The organism is Geojedonia litorea, from assembly GCF_042654525.1.
Lineage (GTDB): Bacteria > Bacteroidota > Bacteroidia > Flavobacteriales > Flavobacteriaceae > Geojedonia > Geojedonia litorea.
In genome coordinates this window covers 1325435-1343595 of the sequence record NZ_JBHSGP010000014.1, presented here as the reverse complement: position 1 = coordinate 1343595, position 18161 = coordinate 1325435, and the positions used below count along the sequence as shown (strand labels likewise).

General features: G+C 36.9%; 17 protein-coding genes. 10 read left to right on the top strand and 7 right to left on the bottom strand.

What is annotated here, in order from left to right; genetic code table 11:
- Window positions 1-42 precede the first annotated feature (42 nt).
- Both ACFO5O_RS13850 and apaG read left to right on the top strand, forming a co-directional pair.
- On the top strand, window positions 43-1437 hold the full coding sequence (locus ACFO5O_RS13850) for a pyridoxal phosphate-dependent decarboxylase family protein (RefSeq protein WP_387964773.1): 1395 nt from the start codon (window positions 43-45) through the stop codon (window positions 1435-1437).
- Between the two features lie 79 nt (window positions 1438-1516).
- Window positions 1517-1903: a Co2+/Mg2+ efflux protein ApaG gene (gene apaG, locus ACFO5O_RS13845; protein WP_387964772.1), complete on the top strand. Its 387-nt coding sequence runs from the start codon at window positions 1517-1519 to the stop codon at window positions 1901-1903.
- Here apaG and ACFO5O_RS13840 read toward each other — a convergent pair.
- On the bottom strand, window positions 1893-2906 hold the full coding sequence (locus ACFO5O_RS13840) for a DUF6695 family protein (protein WP_387964770.1): 1014 nt from the start codon (window positions 2904-2906) through the stop codon (window positions 1893-1895). The two genes, apaG and ACFO5O_RS13840, sit on opposite strands and share 11 nt — an antisense overlap.
- 159 nt (window positions 2907-3065) lie before the next feature.
- On the opposite strand from ACFO5O_RS13840, the gene pruA reads away from it, so the two are divergent.
- The 3 genes from pruA to ACFO5O_RS13825 all read left to right on the top strand — a co-directional run bounded on the left by pruA (window position 3066) and on the right by ACFO5O_RS13825 (window position 6031).
- The gene (pruA, locus tag ACFO5O_RS13835) at window positions 3066-4691 is read left to right on the top strand and encodes an L-glutamate gamma-semialdehyde dehydrogenase (protein ID WP_387964768.1); all 1626 of its coding nucleotides are present in this window, start codon (window positions 3066-3068) and stop codon (window positions 4689-4691) included.
- A gap of 44 nt (window positions 4692-4735) precedes the next feature.
- A complete protein-coding gene (locus ACFO5O_RS13830) occupies window positions 4736-5080 on the top strand; it encodes a hypothetical protein (protein WP_387964766.1) in 345 nt (114 codons plus the stop codon).
- A 237-nt stretch (window positions 5081-5317) separates the two neighbouring features.
- Window positions 5318-6031: a DJ-1/PfpI family protein gene (locus ACFO5O_RS13825; protein WP_387964764.1), complete on the top strand. Its 714-nt coding sequence runs from the start codon at window positions 5318-5320 to the stop codon at window positions 6029-6031.
- A gap of 192 nt (window positions 6032-6223) precedes the next feature.
- Here the strand turns inward: ACFO5O_RS13825 and ACFO5O_RS13820 are convergent, their stop codons facing one another.
- Entirely contained in the window at window positions 6224-6664 is a 441-nt protein-coding gene (locus ACFO5O_RS13820; RefSeq protein ID WP_387964762.1) for a hypothetical protein, read from the bottom strand.
- 190 nt (window positions 6665-6854) lie between these two features.
- On the opposite strand from ACFO5O_RS13820, the gene ACFO5O_RS13815 reads away from it, so the two are divergent.
- Window positions 6855-9245 (top strand): hypothetical protein, encoded by a 2391-nt coding sequence (locus tag ACFO5O_RS13815; protein ID WP_387964760.1) that lies wholly within the window; start codon window positions 6855-6857, stop codon window positions 9243-9245.
- Between the two features lie 15 nt (window positions 9246-9260).
- Here ACFO5O_RS13815 and rsmG read toward each other — a convergent pair whose 3' ends face one another.
- Window positions 9261-9890, bottom strand: coding sequence for a 16S rRNA (guanine(527)-N(7))-methyltransferase RsmG (rsmG, locus tag ACFO5O_RS13810; RefSeq protein ID WP_387964758.1), 630 nt, complete (start codon window positions 9888-9890; stop codon window positions 9261-9263).
- 146 nt (window positions 9891-10036) lie between these two features.
- On the opposite strand from rsmG, the gene ACFO5O_RS13805 reads away from it, so the two are divergent.
- Window positions 10037-11140, top strand: coding sequence for a fatty acid desaturase family protein (locus ACFO5O_RS13805; RefSeq protein WP_387964756.1), 1104 nt, complete (start codon window positions 10037-10039; stop codon window positions 11138-11140).
- A gap of 15 nt (window positions 11141-11155) precedes the next feature.
- Window positions 11156-12343: a pyridoxal phosphate-dependent aminotransferase gene (locus tag ACFO5O_RS13800; protein ID WP_387964755.1), complete on the top strand. Its 1188-nt coding sequence runs from the start codon at window positions 11156-11158 to the stop codon at window positions 12341-12343.
- A 62-nt stretch (window positions 12344-12405) separates the two neighbouring features.
- Here the strand turns inward: ACFO5O_RS13800 and ACFO5O_RS13795 are convergent, their stop codons facing one another.
- From ACFO5O_RS13795 to trkA, 3 genes are all read right to left on the bottom strand, one after another.
- Window positions 12406-12660: a hypothetical protein gene (locus ACFO5O_RS13795; protein ID WP_387964754.1), complete on the bottom strand. Its 255-nt coding sequence runs from the start codon at window positions 12658-12660 to the stop codon at window positions 12406-12408.
- A 103-nt stretch (window positions 12661-12763) separates the two neighbouring features.
- Window positions 12764-14257 carry a TrkH family potassium uptake protein gene (locus ACFO5O_RS13790; RefSeq protein WP_387964753.1) on the bottom strand — a complete coding sequence of 498 codons (1494 nt, stop codon included), beginning with the start codon at window positions 14255-14257 and terminating at the stop codon, window positions 12764-12766.
- Between the two features lie 84 nt (window positions 14258-14341).
- Entirely contained in the window at window positions 14342-15691 is a 1350-nt protein-coding gene (gene trkA, locus ACFO5O_RS13785) for a Trk system potassium transporter TrkA (RefSeq protein ID WP_387964752.1), read from the bottom strand.
- A 184-nt stretch (window positions 15692-15875) separates the two neighbouring features.
- Between trkA and ubiE the strand changes: the two genes are divergently transcribed.
- Window positions 15876-16607: a bifunctional demethylmenaquinone methyltransferase/2-methoxy-6-polyprenyl-1,4-benzoquinol methylase UbiE gene (ubiE, locus tag ACFO5O_RS13780; RefSeq protein WP_387964750.1), complete on the top strand. Its 732-nt coding sequence runs from the start codon at window positions 15876-15878 to the stop codon at window positions 16605-16607.
- A gap of 1 nt (window position 16608) precedes the next feature.
- Complete coding sequence (gene porT / locus ACFO5O_RS13775; protein ID WP_387964748.1) at window positions 16609-17319, top strand: type IX secretion/gliding motility protein PorT/SprT; 711 nt, start codon at window positions 16609-16611, stop codon at window positions 17317-17319.
- Here porT and ACFO5O_RS13770 read toward each other — a convergent pair.
- Entirely contained in the window at window positions 17306-18034 is a 729-nt protein-coding gene (locus ACFO5O_RS13770; protein WP_387964746.1) for a TrmH family RNA methyltransferase, read from the bottom strand. The genes porT and ACFO5O_RS13770 overlap by 14 nt on opposite strands.
- Window positions 18035-18161: the final 127 nt, after the last annotated feature.

Below are 18161 nucleotides of genomic sequence, written 5' to 3'. Positions count from 1 at the left end.
AATGTTTTAAAAGATTTTACGACTTACCCCAAAATTTATATAATGCGAGACGATCTCAAACTTTTTAATGATCTGGTTGAACTTCTTTTAACCGAAGAAACCCAGCAACCGGTAGCAAAGCCAATTGACACTGATGAACTTTACAGTACATTAGACCTGTCGCTAGGTGATTATCCCGCTTTGGATTCAGAGTTTACAGCAGCATTGCAAAGCATCATAAAAAGCACCCCAAAAACCGCTTCAAGGTCTTTCTTTAATCAACTTTTTGGCGGTAGGATTTCGCGAGCCATGTTAGGCGACCTTTTGGCCGTAATGCTAAATAACAGCATGTACACCTATAAAGTTGCAGGGCCGCAAGTAGGTATTGAAAAAACTATTTTGCATAACATTTGTGATCGTATTGGCTATGCTAAACATAGTGATGGCACCTTCGCACCTGGAGGCTCTATGAGTAATTTTATGGCTATGGTTATGGCACGCGATCGTCGTGCACCTAATTCAAGAAATGAAGGAGTTTTAGTGCCCATGACGGTTTACACTTCAGAAGAGTCCCATTATTCCATTCTAAAAAATGCTGCCCTTATGGGGATTGGTAAAGATTATGTGCGTTTGATAAAAACCAATGATGCCGGAGAAATGTTGGCCAGCGATCTAGAAATTCAAATCCAAAAAGATATAGACCGAGGCTACCTTCCTTTTTTTGTAAATGCCACGGCTGGGACCACAGTACTTGGCGCTTTTGATGATGTTGAGTATATTTCTCGCGTGTGTAAAGAACATGACTTATGGTTACATTTGGATGGTGCCTACTGTGGTGGTGTGATTTTTAGTAGACGCTATCGTCATTTGGTCAAAGGCATCGAGTTCACAGACTCGTTTAGTGTGAATGCTCATAAAATGCTAGGAACCCCATTAAGCTGTTCCATAATCGTAGTTCAGGACAAAAAACACCTTTATGAATCCTTTTCCAACGACGCTGAATACCTATATCAAACCGATGGTGACGATTTCAATCTCGGAAAAACCTCCATCCAGTGTGGGCGCCGCAACGATGCGCTGAAGTTATGGACACTTTGGAAATCGGTTGGAACCCTCGGATTAGAGGCCATTGTTGACCATCAATTTAAGATGGCAGAAGTCGCTAGGGCTTATATTAAGCAACATCCTGATTATACGCTTTACAGCGATAAGGAGTCTCTTTCGGTGTGCTTTAACTATAAACATATCCCAGCTAAACTTTTATGCACCGAACTTTATAAACATGCCGAACTCATGGTAGGCTTTGGAACGTTTAGAAATGACGAATTTATACGATTAGTCACAATTAACACGTTAATTAAAGAAGATGATCTCATGAATGTATTTAAAACTATTGAATCCTTTGTTGCAAATACATTAGAAGTCAATACGGCCGAAAACCCTATTTTAAAAGGTTAAAATTTAGTTGAAATGCCTAAAAAGTAGTTCAACTAATTGAAAAATATAGTATTTTAGCCATACTAAATTGAATTTCAATATGGTACAACAAGTCACAAGTGGCATTAAAATTTCGGTAGAAACGACGTTTGAAGGCACATTTTATAAGAATTATAAAGTGCACTTCGCCTTTGGCTATAAGGTAACCATTGAGAACCAAAGTAAAGACTCGGTTCAGCTTAACTCCAGATACTGGAAAATTTTAGACGCATTAAACAACACAGAAATTGTTGAAGGCGAAGGCGTAATTGGCCAGAAACCTGTACTAAAACCAGGCGAGTCGCACACTTATACGTCGGGCTGTTTATTAACCTCACCTTTTGGTGCCATGGAAGGCTATTACAATATGGTGAATTTTACCAACTCTAAAAAGTTCAAGGTTATCATTCCAACCTTCAAATTGAGTGCTCCTTTCGCTATAAATTAGCAGTAGTATACGGCTTTAAGAAGTCAAATCGGTAGCGCATTCCATTTTGTTCAATATGAAAGAATTTACAGTTGGAATACTGTACAAATTGGTACTGCTGTTCTATTTTAAAACCACTATTTTCAATTCGATATACCCCATCCACATCTATATGACCATGCGGTGAAATACGCCTAAATCGGTAATCTTGCTTATCCTGCAAATCATGCAGTTCAAACCAAGCCCCAGCCGCAATACCCGGAAGCCACTGCGCATGTGCTTGTTTTGAGTCATGATGCTTGGGCTCTAACGTACCTACTATACTAGGCTGATAGCCTTTAAGTCGGTCTAAAAACAAACGTCTGTTTTCCTTTTGAACCGACGAACTAAACAACCGTATCTCACCACTATCCGACACTAAATACACCTTATTTCGGGTATCGGCTAGGACCACATTGCCAATTGTACTTGGCGTGAACCATTTAGAATGTATTAGCTTCTTTTTAATCTTAAGATTCGTAACTCCAGCAATAAGTGCATCCGTAACAAAACGGGCACAATTACAAGCATCCTTCACAAAGGCAGCATACCTAATAAAATGTTTCGCTTGCATAGAATCAATATGAGCTCTTGCTACTTCATAATTCACCTCATCACAAACAGATGCGTAAAGCGTCCCATCACCATGGGTAAGTTTGGGATGTGTTGCCAAAAACTTTAAAAGGTCTTCCAGATTGGTAATTACACCGTCTTTCAGTTTTGCTTTTAAAGGAAAATCCAATTCATGATCGGTATCTTTCCCTCTTACCCGACCATTAGGTCGTGGTGTGATGTAGCGTCCAAAATCGTGGTATTCCAAAAAACCAGTAGACTTATGAATCAGCACCAGTGCTGCATGACCTGCCCTAACATGCCGTTTTCCACCGATTCCTAGATACGGAAGAAACCTAGAATACCATTCCTCGGCATGGGAGACAATGGTTTCGGGGTAAGCCAGTGTTAATATAATTGCGTTAGCGTCCATTAAAAAGTTAAAGGCAAAATTGTCGTGTTTAAAGGCGGCAACTTACAAAAAATAAGTCAGAGTTTTAACGTCGTTTTAATAGCCTTTCAAATCAAAAGTTGTTAAAATATTGTACCTTTGCGCTTCATTTTAAATCAAATTATAAAACCAAAAATTCTCATGGGAAAAGGATTCTTCAATGTACCAATTGCCTTAAACGAACCTGTTAAATCGTACGCTCCTGGAAGTCCAGAGCGGGAAGCCGTTTTAAAGGCTTACAAGGAACTATATAATAGCCAAGTAGAGGTTCCGCTTTATATCAACGGAAATGATGTAACTACCGGAACTACAAGAACCATGTCGCCACCGCACGATCACAAGCATGTGGTAGGGACTTACCATTTAGCAAGTCAATCTCATGTTGAAGAAGCTATTGCAACGGCTCTGGAAGCCAGAACAACTTGGGCGCAGTTACCATGGGAACATCGTGCAGGTATCTTTTTAAAAGCTGCCGAATTGATTGCCGGTCCTTACCGCGCTAAAATCAACGCAGCTACCATGATCGCACAGTCAAAAACTATCCATCAGGCCGAAATTGATGCAGCCTGTGAGTTGATCGACTTTTTACGCTTCAACGTACAATTTATGACCGACATTTATGCCGAGCAACCTGAAAGCACCACCGAAGCATGGAACCGTATTGAATACCGTCCTTTAGAAGGCTTTACTTATGCCGTAACACCGTTTAACTTTACCGCTATTGCAGGAAATTTACCCGCATGTATGGCTTTGATGGGCAACGTGGTCGTTTGGAAACCAAGTGATAGCCAAATCTATTCGGCTAAAGTCATTATGGATGTGTTTAAAGAAGCTGGTGTACCACCGGGAGTCATCAACGTTGTGTTTGGTGATCCTGTGATGATTACCAATACCGTATTAGCCAGCCCTGATTTTTCAGGATTGCACTTTACAGGCTCTACCTTTATTTTTAAAGAACTTTGGAAGCAAATAGGTAATAACATTCATAATTATAAAACCTATCCACGCATTGTTGGTGAAACTGGAGGAAAAGATTTTATCATCGCGCATAAATCGGCGAATGCCAAACAAGTGGCCACTGCTATTTCGCGTGGTGCGTTTGAGTTCCAAGGTCAAAAATGTAGTGCCGCATCTAGAGCTTATATCTCATCCAATATTTGGGAAGAGGTAAAAAATTATGTTATTGAAGATGTGAAGTCGTTTAAAATGGGCTCACCAGAAGATATGCGTAACTTTATTACTGCTGTGATTCATGAAGGCTCCTTTGATAAATTGGCCAAATACATTGATGGCGCAAAAGCTGATAGTGATGCCGAAATTATTGTAGGCGGAAATTATGACAAATCTAAAGGTTACTTCATTGAGCCTACTGTAATCGTGACTAGCAATCCAAAATACACTACTATGTGTACCGAATTGTTTGGCCCTGTGATGACGGTTTATGTTTATGATGAAGACCTATATTCTGAAACCTTGAAATTGGTTGATGAAACCAGTGAATATGCCTTAACAGGTGCTATACTTTCAGCCGATCGCTATGCTATTGACGAAGCTACCAAAGCTTTACAAAACAGTGCCGGTAACTTCTACATCAACGACAAGCCTACGGGTGCCGTTGTTGGTCAGCAACCTTTTGGTGGCGCCAGAGCTTCTGGAACTAATGATAAAGCAGGTAGCGCCCAAAATTTATTACGTTGGGTATCGCCACGTATGATCAAGGAAACCTTTGTCACACCAACAGATTACCGCTATCCGTTTTTAGGGTAACTAAAAGTTACTATGATACTAAAAAAAGCCATATCCAAACCGATATGGCTTTGTTGTTGTTGGCCACTGCTGGAAGAGCCAAAAAGTCCAAAATAAAGACCAAAAACGTATATGTTAAAGACAACGTAACCATGGTCAAGACCAATTTTGACCAGTTAAAATATGTAAAAGTTATGTATTTTAGATTTTTAAAACTCGGTATTTTACTTTTATTATTCACTTTTGGCACTAGTTGTACCCGTATTTTTTACAGGTCGCATCACCACCATCACAAATCGAACCATGCACCAGGGCAGATTAAAAAGCGTACCGGTAGCAAATCGGCCAAGCCTTATGCTCCGGGACAGAAAAAGAAACGTCACCGTCATGAAGTGGTTTTACAATTTTAGCTTTGGACTAAAAACCTAAACTCTATTAGTATATACATTAAAAAACGACCTTAAATAAGGTCGTTTTTTAGGTTTTGTTCGTAAAGCAAGGATTTTCTCGAAGAAAGCCATGTTTTAACATACTTTAAAAACATGAAATTAATAGTGATTTGTTAAACGCATTTGGCTTATGAGTATATTAGTGTTGAATATAACACATTACCCTCAATTGAAGAAAACCAAAAACTAATTGAACTGATGAAAATAGTAATCTACATTTACAACGGCATAACAATGCTTGATGCAATTGGTCCTTATGAAGTTTTAAGACATATGAGAGGTGCAGAAATTTATTTCGTAGCAAAAAGAAAGGGAGAAATAAAAGCAGACTCTAATTTTGTTCATTTAAACGCTAAATATGACATTAACGAAATCGAAAATGCCGATATTTTAGTAATTCCAGGTTCTGCAATAACGTTCGTTAGAGAAATGAAGAACAAAAAAGTCCTAGCTTGGATTAACAAAATAGACAAAACAACAAAATGGACAACGTCTGTCTGTTCTGGCTCACTTATTTTGGCAGCATCAGGTTTACTGAAAGATAAAGAGGCAACCTCGCATTGGAAACCAATAAACTTATTAAAGGATTTAGGAGTAACGCCAAAAAGGGAACGAATAGTAAAACAAGGAAAGTATTTAACAGCGGCAGGAGTTTCAGCAGGAATAGATATGGCACTCTATTTATCAAACGAAATTGTTGGAGAAACAGAAACTAAAGCAATACAACTTTTAATTGAATATGATCCCAATCCCATTTACAATTCAGGAAATATTTCGAAAGCTTCGAATGAAGTTATTAAAATGGCAGAAATAAAACTTGCTAAAGATGCCAAAAAGGAAATTGGACTTATGGATTTATTGAAATCTGGAAAAACATTAATGAAAATAAAAAAAATGGATAACACCATATAAAAAAATTTGTTTGGTGCTCGACTGGTTAGCAAATCCTCACGGATTTTGTTTCACACAGTTCGCTACCCTCGTGTTTATTCTGTTTTATTTGCTTGATTAGATACTTACACAAACATGTTAACCGAGTATACTAATGTTGCTAATTGGTTATTGAAATCAAAAAAAACGTTGGATAACACTTCGTATAGTTCATCACTTTCCAACCATTTGAGAAATCTTTCGTGTAGACTTCAACACATTTTCTTGAGTTATTATCTTTAGGTCATTAAATTCAATACAATGTGGCATCCGGCTAGCACTTATTTTGTTTTGATGAAGATAAAGTTCAAAGTCCGACATAAACTCGAGCATCTTTAATTGATTATTGAGTTTTACTTTTTCAAGATGCAAATCCTGTTCATTCCTCGCTTTTAGGATACGCTTTTCTTCTCTTTTTCGTTCCGTGTGTTCTTGCGCTAGCTTGAAGGTGTTGTTGGGGAGTAAATTATGGTCTTCGGGTTTCATTACTGCGGCATGTTTGTAAATGCCCAATACCTGTTTTGGCAACAATTCTACAATACGATTCTCAAGCAAAACAAAAAGGGTGATACTATTTATGGTGAAAAATACCAGGCAGAGTACTAATAGTTCCATAATCATAACGGTTTAATTAATTAATAGGTGTTAGTAAGACAACGCTTAGGCTAGTTACCCTATGCTATGAGGCTAAAAGTTTTAACAAACAAAGCTAACAAGCTCAAATTCAAGGATTAACAAATTCCATAGGATACATGCACATTTTTAGTATCTTGGTATGTCGTTACCGTAGTTTAACCAACCAAACATGAAAACTAAATACCAACAACTCCTTAACTGGCTCAAACGCCAAATACATCGTATTACACCTGGAGCAAATGCCATAAAAGGGGCAGCTATAGGCCTATTCATAGTTACAGCCATTTTATGGTTAACCTTTACCTTGCTCATGACCATCAATATTAAAGATGGTTGGGTACTCGCCTTTGGCTTGGTCATGGCCTTGCTTACCATTCTATTAGCACTATTGACAGTAAAAGTGCTTAACAAAATCAATAACTTACCAAGAGTATTGAAATTAGCGCTCTTTATCTGTTTGCCCTTATTGTGTTTGATAAGTTTTGGCTGGCTACTCGCCATAGGTATTGCAGTCATCACGGCATTGCTTGGTGCTACAATTTTTTCATTAAAAAAAACAGGGTTAAACAACTTAAGCCCAATCAAAAAAGTGCTGGTTTTTGCAGGTCTCATCATTGGTTTAGGAGGTACTATCACCATTATAGCTTTATATATTCCTTCCGGATTTGAAGTCGACCCAATAGAAAATGCGGCCTTATACAACAACCCCAAAATTGTACATCTCAAAACCGAGTCTCCCGCAGAGCAAGGTCCATATAAGGTTAAAACCTTGACTTACGGCAGTGGTAAGGATAAACATCGTCCAGAATATGGCGAAGCGGTTACCTTTAAAACCGATTCTGTAAACGGTTTGGCATTTCTGGATAATTGGGAAGGCTTTAGTGGTTGGTGGCGTGAAAACTACTGGGGTTTCGATTCTAAATCTTTACCTATCAATGCACGAGTGTGGTATCCTGATGGTGATGGGCCGTTTCCTTTAGTATTAGTAGTGCATGGCAACCATGGTATGCAAGACTATTCAGATCCTGGTTATGATTACTTGGGCGAATTATTGGCTTCTCGGGGCATTATTCTGGCTTCTGTAGATCAAAATTTTATCAATGGCTCATGGACCGATATTTTTGGCGGTCTTGAAAAAGAAAATGATGCCCGTGGTTGGTTATTGCTTGAGCACTTTAAGCAATGGCACCAATGGAACAAAACAAAAGGTCATATCTTCAACAACAAAGTGGACACTACTAAATTGGCTATTATCGGGCATTCCAGAGGAGGTGAAGCCGTGGCGCATGCCGCCATGTTCAATAAATTGCCTTATTATCCAGACGATGCTTCAGTTAAATTTGATTATAATTTCAATATCAAATCTGTTATTGCTATAGCCCCTGTAGACGGGCAATATGAACCTGGAGATTCTAGAACCAAATTTGAGGATGTCGATTATTTTGTTATCCATGGTGCGCACGACGCCGATGTGAGTTCGTATATGGGTTCACAACAATTTGAACGCGTTACGTTCAAGGACAGCCTTTACCATTTTAAGGCGGGTTTATACATTTATGGTGCCAATCACGGGCAGTTTAATACCAGCTGGGGAAATAATGATACCAGCAATCCATTTACCGGTCAGTTGAATCTCAAACAATTGCTTACGGCTGAAGAGCAACAGCACATTGCAAAAGTATATATCAGTTCGTTTTTGGATATTAGTTTGAACAACAAACGAGAATACCTGCCGCTTTTTGTCGATGCACGAAAAGGCAAGGATTGGCTACCCAATACCATTTATTTAAATCAATTTGAAGATTCGACTTTTAAAGCGCTTGCAGGATATGATGAAGATTTTGATGTCACAACCATTACGGACAAAAGTAAAGGCATCAGCACTAACAATCTAACGGTTTGGCGTGAGGAAGAGATTAACCTTAAATGGCAGCAAAAAGGAAGTAGAGCTGTGGTGGTAGGCTGGGACTACGATCTAGATGATGATGAAGGAGAATTCGATGAACCAATTGAAGACTCTTTAGTAGCTAGTTATAGCATTCGTTTTCGGGCTACAAAAGTTGATTCCACTTCGGTGCTTGTGTTTTCAATGGCGGAATCGACAGAATCCTCCAACCCTAAAACCAAAGGAAAATGGGTGAACAACACTAATAACGAGAACTCTTCCAATCAAAATAACGAATCCGAAAGCACTGTTGAAGAAGAGGAGGATGAAGAAGATACCGAAGACGACGATGAAAATGAAGATGATGAGGCCTTACCACCTATCGATTTCACTATTAAGCTGAAGGATTCAACGGGATTAACCGTTTCATTTCCCTTAAGTAAATTTTCAGCTTTGCAACGCGAGATTGAAGTAATATTAGAAAAAACAGGATTTCTTACCGATGAAAAAGAATCTGAAAAAGTGTTTCAAACCTTTTATTTCCCATTAGAAGAACTAAAATCCTTGCAGCCGGATTTTGATATTACCAGCATTCAACAATTGGAATTTGTGTTTGATAAAACCAAAAAAGGAGTTGTAATGATAGACGCTATTGGCTTTATGAAAGCTTTTTAATGTAAAGTACATATATTAACCCCTGTATTTTAAAGGTAGATGCACCACTTTTTTAGTTTCAAAAAAGTCTTCTTTATAGATGTCGCTTAAGTTGTAAATCGTGGCTGTTTGATAAGTTTGAAGTTCTTCAGTCAAATCGCCACCTTTTAAGTATAATATCCCATTTTTGAGTTCATGACGTTGAGTTTTGGCGATTTTTCCTTTCACCCAATGTACAAAAGTGGGCATGACTGCCACAGCACGACTCACAATAAAATCGAATTGCCCATTGATGTCCTCCACCCTACTATGTGAAGTTTTCACATTAGTAAGACCTAATCCAGTAACAACCTCATCAACGACCTTAATCTTTTTGGCAATACTATCCACCAAATGAAATTGACTATCTGGAAACATGATGGCTAAAGGTATACCGGGAAATCCGCCTCCTGTTCCAACATCTAATAACTTTGAATCTGGCAAAAACGACTGCACTTTAGCAATGCCTAAAGAATGCAGTACATGCCTTAAATAGAGTTCGTCAATATCTTTGCGTGAGACTACATTTATTTTTAGATTCCAGTCTTGATAAAGGGTCTCTAACTTACTGAATTGTGCTATTTGTGTCTCTGTTAATTCGGGGAAATATCGCTGTATCAGCTCCATGAATGCTAAATTTTCAACAAAAATAGACATTTTTATGTGGATATTTTTAGCATATTATTACCATTCGCCCAGCTTTTATTAATTATATTTGCCGCATTAATTATCATAATGCTTAAATTTATTCGTTATGATAAAAATTAATAGCAATGACACAACAAGCATTATCATTTTCCAGAGCAGATTCAGCGAAATTCTTTCGTACATTAAACAAACGCGTTAATGATTATTTCAAAGACAATAATATAAAGCGTACCGGCAACTGGAAAATATGGGTAAAGACCATAGTGATGTTCAGTTTGTTCTTATCACCATACTTTTTACTACTAACTTTGGATATTCCAGGATGGGCACAGTTACTTTTAACTGTTGTTATGGGTATTGGAATGGCAGGTGTAGGTATGAATGTGATGCATGATGGTAATCATGGTTCATTTTCAAACAAAGAATGGATTAACCGATTAATGGGGAGCAGCATTTATATTTTAGCAGGAAATGTATATAACTGGAAAGTTCAACACAATGTGTTGCACCATACGTATACTAATATTCATGGGCATGATGAAGATTTAGAGGCAGGCCGCATTTTACGTTTTTCACAGCATGCCGAGTGGCGTAAACACCATAAATTTCAACATTATTATTCCATTTTACTTTATGGATTATTAACAATCAACTGGGCCATTACTACTGATTTTCAGCAAATGCGTCGTTATTTAAAACGCAGATTATCCTACGGTAAATTTCCAAACCCCGCGACCGAATGGAGTAAATTAGTGATTTCAAAACTTATTTATGTTGCCATTTGGATTGTACTTCCTTTAGTATTAACTGATATTGCGTGGTGGAAAGTTTTAATTGGCTTTTTTATTATGCACTATGTTGCAGGGTTGATTTTAAGTGTAATTTTTCAATTGGCACACGTCATGGATGAAGCCGATATGCCACTTCCTGAAGAAAATGGCACTATGAAAAACACATGGGCCATCCATCAACTTCAAACTACAGTTAATTTTGGAACAAAAAACAGAATTATCAATTGGTTCACTGGCGGACTAAACCATCAGGTAGAGCACCATATATTTCCACATATAAGCCATGTGCATTATACCAAGATTTCAAAAATAGTAAGAGAAACTGCAAAAGAATTTAACTTACCTTATAAAGAATATAAAACAACCCGTAAAGCGATTATTGCTCATTTTAGATACTTAAAAGAAATGGGAATGAAACCAGCCTTACAACAAGCCTAATATTTGTATTTTTAAATGAACCACCATCTTTCTGACAGAATTAAGAGCCTTCCAACCTCTGCAACATTGGCTATGGCAGCCAAAGCCAGAGAACTTAGACAGCAAGGCGTAGACATTATTGGATTAAGTTTGGGCGAGCCCGACTTTAACACACCCGATTTCATCAAAGAAGCCGCGATTCAGGCTATAAATGACAATTATAGTTCATATACCCCTGTTGACGGTTATGGCGAACTAAAAGATGCCATTTGCTTAAAATTTAAACGTGATAATGGATTAGATTACAAACCTAGTCAGGTTGTGGTTTCTACAGGTGCCAAACAATCTATTGCCAATGTGTGTCAAGTGTTATTGAATCCAGGTGATGAAGTTTTATTACCAGCGCCGTACTGGGTAAGCTATTCGGCATTGGCCATACTATGTGAAGCGAGTTTTAAAGAAATTCCGTCAACTATAGAAACCGATTTTAAGATCACACCGCAACAGCTGGAGGCAGCTATTACCCCTAAAACAAAAATGGTGTTTTTTAATTCACCAAATAACCCTAGCGGAAGTATCTATTCAGAATCTGAATATAGAGCATTAGCCGAAGTATTAGAAAAGCACCCACAAATTTTTGTGCTTTCTGACGAAATTTATGAGCATATTAGTTATGGTACCAAAAACTTTAGTTTTGCGGCCATTCCAAGCATGTATGATCGTACCATAACCGTAAATGGTGTTGCCAAGGCATTCGCTATGACGGGATGGCGAATTGGATATATTGGCGCTCCAGAATGGATTGCCAAGGCTTGTACGAAAATGCAAGGACAAATTACTTCTGGTGCCAATAGTATTGCACAACGTGCAGTAATCACAGCCTTGACAGAATCTCCATCACGCGTGCAGTATATGGTAGATCAGTTTAAAACCAGAAGAGATTTGATTTTAAGCTTGTTAAACGATATTCAAGGTATTAAAACCAATATTCCTGAAGGGGCGTTTTATGTATTCCCCGATGTGTCCTACTATTTTGGAAAGACCTTAAAAGGCAAAACTATTAATAGTGCAGCTGACTTTTCATTATACTTATTAGAAGAAGCCCATGTAGCCACCGTTTCGGGAGAAGATTTTGGTGATGATAACTGTATTAGAATCTCATATGCAGCTTCACAGGAACAAATTATTGAAGCTTTAAGACGCATAAAGGAAGCTTTAAATTAAGGCACTAAAAGATTAAATAACATGAAAAGCCACTAGTTTAGTGGCTTTTTTATTTTATTTCCTTAAGAAAACATATACCAAAGCGCAGTCATGAATAGCGCCAATTTTAAAACAGCGCCTGCCATGGATGGCGTGATATACTGATTTACTTTAATACGCTGTCTGATACCATATAAGCTATCTAAAGATCTGCTCTTTAAAGTTGTATTGACTACGTTTTGATAATTGGAGTTTAATAAACCTATGGGTTTACGATGTACGACTTCTAAAGTGCTTTGAGGTACAACATCTAATTGGTTGGATTTTGCAAGTGACATAATGATTGATTTTGATTGATTGTACTAATAAGACGAGAATTGTATCGTTTTGTTACACAACTACCTTTTTGAGCCTAGACACTAACCCTTAAATATCAATACTCTAGCGATTTCTCCAGAAGAAAGGAGTTAATAAAATCAATACAGTGAACAATTCCAATCTACCAATGAGCATTAAAAACGACGCCCACCATTGCGCCAATAATGGTAAAGCCGCATAATTGTTAACAGGTCCAAAACTTCCCAAGGCAGGACCAACGTTACCCAGACTTGAGGCCGACAAACCAATTGCGGACTGAAAATCTATTTGAAACATGGAAAACACCAATGCGCCCACAATAAAAGAAAGCATGTATAAAATAAAGAAGGCAAGAATATTAAATACGATATCCCCAGAAACTGATTTGGTATTATAACGAACCGGTAAAATAGCATTGGGATGCAGCGCTCTTTTAAACTCTAAAAATCCGTTTTTAATTAAAATTAAATGCCTTACTACTTTCACACCACCGGCGGTGCTACCTGCAGAACCACCAAGAAACATCAGTCCGAAGAAAAACACTACTAAAAAAGGTGTCCAAAGTGTATAGTCAGCAGTTATAAAACCCGTTGTAGTAATCACCGTTAACACCTGAAAAAGCGCATGCCTAATAGCGCTTTCGGCCTGACCCCAAACCATAGGATGATCAATGCTCGAGAGTGATAAATCAGCTCTAAAATAAATGATCAAAGCACAAATTATGGTAAAAATGGCAATGAATTTTACATAGAGTTTAAACTCTTCGTCTTTTATAATCTTTTGAATTCTACCCTTAAAAGCAAAATAACTCAACACAAAATTGGTACCTGCCAAAAACATAAACAGCATCACAATGTATTGGATAATAGGTTGACCATTCCAATGTGCTAAACTGGCATTTTTAGTCGAGAATCCTCCGGTAGAAAGCGTGCTCATAGAATGGTTAATCGCATCGAAAAAAGACATCCCTGCAACTTGTAACAGTATGGTTTCAGCAGCCGTATAACCAAAGTAAATCAACCATAAACGTTTTGCTGTATCGGTAATTCTAGGATGTAACTTATCGGCATTAGGTCCCGGAGCTTCTGCAGCAAATAGCTGCATGCCACCAATCCCAAGTAAAGGCAAAATAGCAATCGCTAAAACTATAATACCCATACCACCAATCCAATGCGTCATACTTCTCCAGAACAGCACGCCTTTTGGCACAGCTTCAATGTCATTTAAAATAGTTGCTCCAGTGGTAGTATAACCAGACATGGTTTCAAAAAACGCACTAGTAAAGTTGGGAATAACCCCAGTAAGCAGATAAGGTAATGCACCTGACAAGGCCATAATGATCCATCCAAAGGCTACCACAATATAACCTTCGCGTTTATTCATTTCCTTAGTGTGATTTTTTGTGCTGACCATCACAAAAAGACCTATTAAAAGTACGGCAACACCAGAAAGCACTAATTCTAAAGTCACACCATCTTTATAAATAAGACTAATTAGGGCAGAGAGCAGCATAAAACCACCATTGAAGAGAAGCAACAGTCCTAAAAAATGAAAAATTATTTTAAAATTGAGCTTCATAAAGTGATCGTATTAATTTTAGTCATGTTGAACAGAAAATGTGCGAATGTAGTATAGATCACAGTACTTAAATCGTTTTCAAGATTAAAAGAAAAACTTCTCAACTTCAGTAATTGAGCGTGGCAAACAACAGACTACTACCCTATCACCAATCTCAATTTTAAAATCACCTAAAGGAATAATCCCCTTTCCATTTCTTATGACACCGCCAATAATTGCAGAACGCGGAAATTGCAAATCTTTAATATGCTTAAGCGTAATTTTGGATTTTGAGTTCACCACGAATTCCAATAGTTCGGCATTCATGTTATTAAGCTTCGTCATAGCCACTACTTCACCTTTTCTAATATATCTGAAAATATTGTTAGCGGCCAATAACTTTTTATTGATCAAGGTATCAATACCAATAGACTGTGATAATTGATAATAATCCATGTTTTCAACCAGTGCAATTGTTTTTTTAACGCCTCTTGATTTGGCAACCAAGCAAGACATGATATTGGTTTCAGAATTTCCAGTCACCGAAATAAAAGCGTCCATCTCGCTAATGTTTTCTTCATCAAGAAGTTCAACATTTCTACCGTCACCATTTAAAATTAAGGCATTGGGAAGTTCTTCTGCCAATTCATAAGCAATTTCTCTATCGCTTTCAATTAGTTTTACGTTGAATTTACTATTACAAAGGTCTTTGGTAGTTTTATAACCAATCTTACTACCACCTAATATCATAATATTTTTTAATTCGGTCTTCACTTTTCCCGACAATTCAAACAACTCTTCGTCTCCTCCTTTTGAGGTAATAAACACCACTTTATCACCTTCCTTAAATTGGGTATCTCCTCTTGGAATAATAGTGTATTGTGTTCCGAATCGTTGAATCGCGATGGGTACAAAATGCAACTCAGGAAATACTTGAGCTGCTTCTTTTACGGTTTTATCAACAAATGTTGCAGTTCTGGACAGTCTTAAACTCAACATGGTTAAAGCGCCATCTTCAAACTCATAACTATCATTAAAGCCATATTGATTTAAAAGCAATTCTATTTCGGCCGCAGCTAAAGACTCTGGAGAAATTAATTCGTCAATACCAAACTTCGTAAAACCAACCTCATCCTTTTGATCGATAAATTCAGAATTGGAGATACGGGCAATGGTGCGTTTAGCACCAAGTTGTTTTGCCAAAACGCAGGCTGTGATATTGGTTGTTTCAGAAGAGGTAACCGCAATAAACAATTCGGCCACATTAATTCTGGCTTCTTTTAAAATGGCAATAGAAGTGACATCACCTTTGATAACTTTTATATCCAAATGATCATTGGCATAGGACAAGTTATCTTTATTGATGTCTATTAAGGTAATTTCTTGCGATTCGTAAGACAATAATTTTGCTAAATGAAATCCTACTTCACCAGCTCCAGCAATAATTATTTTCATCTGTTAATTTGTTGTAGTATATAAGAAGTCATAAAATTTAGTCCATCGAAACGACTATTCTTCTATTTAAAAACAAGCAAATATACTATAATTTACGCTTAAATTTATAGTTTACATTTGATTATAATTCGTTTCTCTAATTATCTTTAACGCCTGTAATATCCTATATTTGCAAAAAAAAACAATGTCTATAAAAGTTACGCCATATAAAGATAGCGATTTAAACAAAAAGCAGCAGGTCACTAAAATGTTCGATACCATTTCAAAAGAATACGATGGTTTAAATCGTGTAATTTCTTTTGGGATCGATGTGAAATGGCGCAAAAAAGTGGTTGCAATCGTTGGCAAAACACAACCCGAAAACATTTTAGATATTGCAACTGGAACTGGAGACCTCGCTATTAATTTGGCAAAAACTAATGCTAAAGAGATTATAGGATTGGATATAAGTGAAGGCATGCTGGAAGTTGGGCGTAAAAAAGTAGCAAACAAGCAACTGGACCAAACCATACAGATGATTGTTGGAGATTCTGAAAACTTACCTTTTAGCGACAACACTTTTGATGCGATTACAGTAGCTTTTGGTGTTAGAAATTTTGAAAATCTAGAAAAAGGGCTGTCCGAGATATTGAGAGTTTTAAAGCCGAATGGCATATTTGTGATTTTAGAAACCTCTGTTCCGGAAAAAACACCTTATAAACAAGGTTATAAATTTTACACTAAATACATCTTACCAACGATTGGAAAATTATTTTCAAAAGACCAATCGGCATACTCGTATTTATGTGAATCGGCATCAATTTTTCCTCATGGTGAGGCATTGAACAATATTTTGCGTAAAATTGGGTTTATAAATGTCAACAATAAGCCTCAAACTTTTGGTGTGGCATCAATTTACACAGCATCTAAACAATAATATGAAGAAAACGCTTCTAATCCTTTCTATTCTTTTATTGAGTCAAACTGTTACTGCTCAACTTTTTTCAAAAGAAAAAATAAAGAATAATGAAAATTTCGACAAAGACCGCTTGTCTTGGGGATTTTATTTAGGATTGAATGCTTATGATTTTCAATTTACCTACGAAGAAGATCTTGAGGATATTCTGGTCGAAACTACAACAGGCTTTAATGTAGGGCTTATTTCTAACTTGAGAATTAATGATTATTTTGATTTAAGGTTTGAACCAGGCTTATATATTACGCAACGAAATTTACAGTATGACCCAGGTTACTTTGGTGGCTCTCCTAATAATGCTGATTTATTTAGAGAAGTAAAGTCTACTTACGTTCACTTCCCGCTACTTTTGAAAATTTCAACTAAACGAATAAATAATTTTAAACCATTTATTGTTGGAGGAATTTCTACAGCTATTAACCTCTCTAGTAATGAAGAAAATCCTGATGACAACAGTTTTGGACAATTTAGGACCAAACGCAGTGTGGCCTTTTACGAGCTTGGCTTTGGGATCGACCTTTATTTATATTGGTTTAAGTTTACACCATCTATTAGAGGTGTTTTTGCTTTAAATGATGAACTGGTTAGGGATAACGACCCTAATAGTCCATGGACAGGTAATGTTGCATCAATGAAGACTAGAGGCGTATTTCTTAATTTCACTTTTCAGTAGAAGAAGGCCGCTTAAATTCACTCAAAAAGATTGCCGTAGCAGTGGCGACATTTAAACTTTCGGTAGCTTGTTGATGTCCAAAACGTGGAATACTAATTCGACGATTAACAAGTGCTTCAATTTCTGCCGAAATCCCATTGGCTTCATTTCCTAAAATTAAAATACCCTTATTGGGTAAATTTTCATGAAATACTGAATCACCATTCATGAACGTTCCAAATTTTTCTGCTTCAGAAGACTTTAAAAAGAGTTTTAAATCTACATAACTTATATTCACACGAGCTAATGAGCCCATGGTAGCCTGGATTACCTTTGAATTGTAACAATCTACTGTAGCACTGCTGCAAACTAAATCCTCAACCCCAAACCAATCACACAACCTAATTATTGTTCCTAAATTTCCAGGATCTCGTATATCGTCTAATGCCACTAATAGTTGGCTATCATCAATTGGACTAGGTTTAGGTATTTCAAATATCGCTAATCCAACATTTGGTGTTTTTAAGTTGCTAATTTTTTGTAATTCGTTTTCAGAAATAAGCGTTGTTTCAGAATTAAACACAGCAGCAGTAGCAAAAAGTTGATGTAACTTTAAGTTTGAATTTAGAAACTCTTGTATTCCTTTTATACCCTCAACAACAAAAAGACCATGTTGATTCCTAAACTTTTTTTGGCTTAAACTTGAAATTAATTTTACTTGGCTCTTTGTTAACATTAAAATGTATTTACTTTTGTTACGTTGTGTTGGCAATGCAAAGTAAAGTTTTTTTTGGACTAATTTTTGTATCCTGCTACAACATTAAAACAGTAAATTTGAAAAGGTCATAGTCGTAATTCATTTA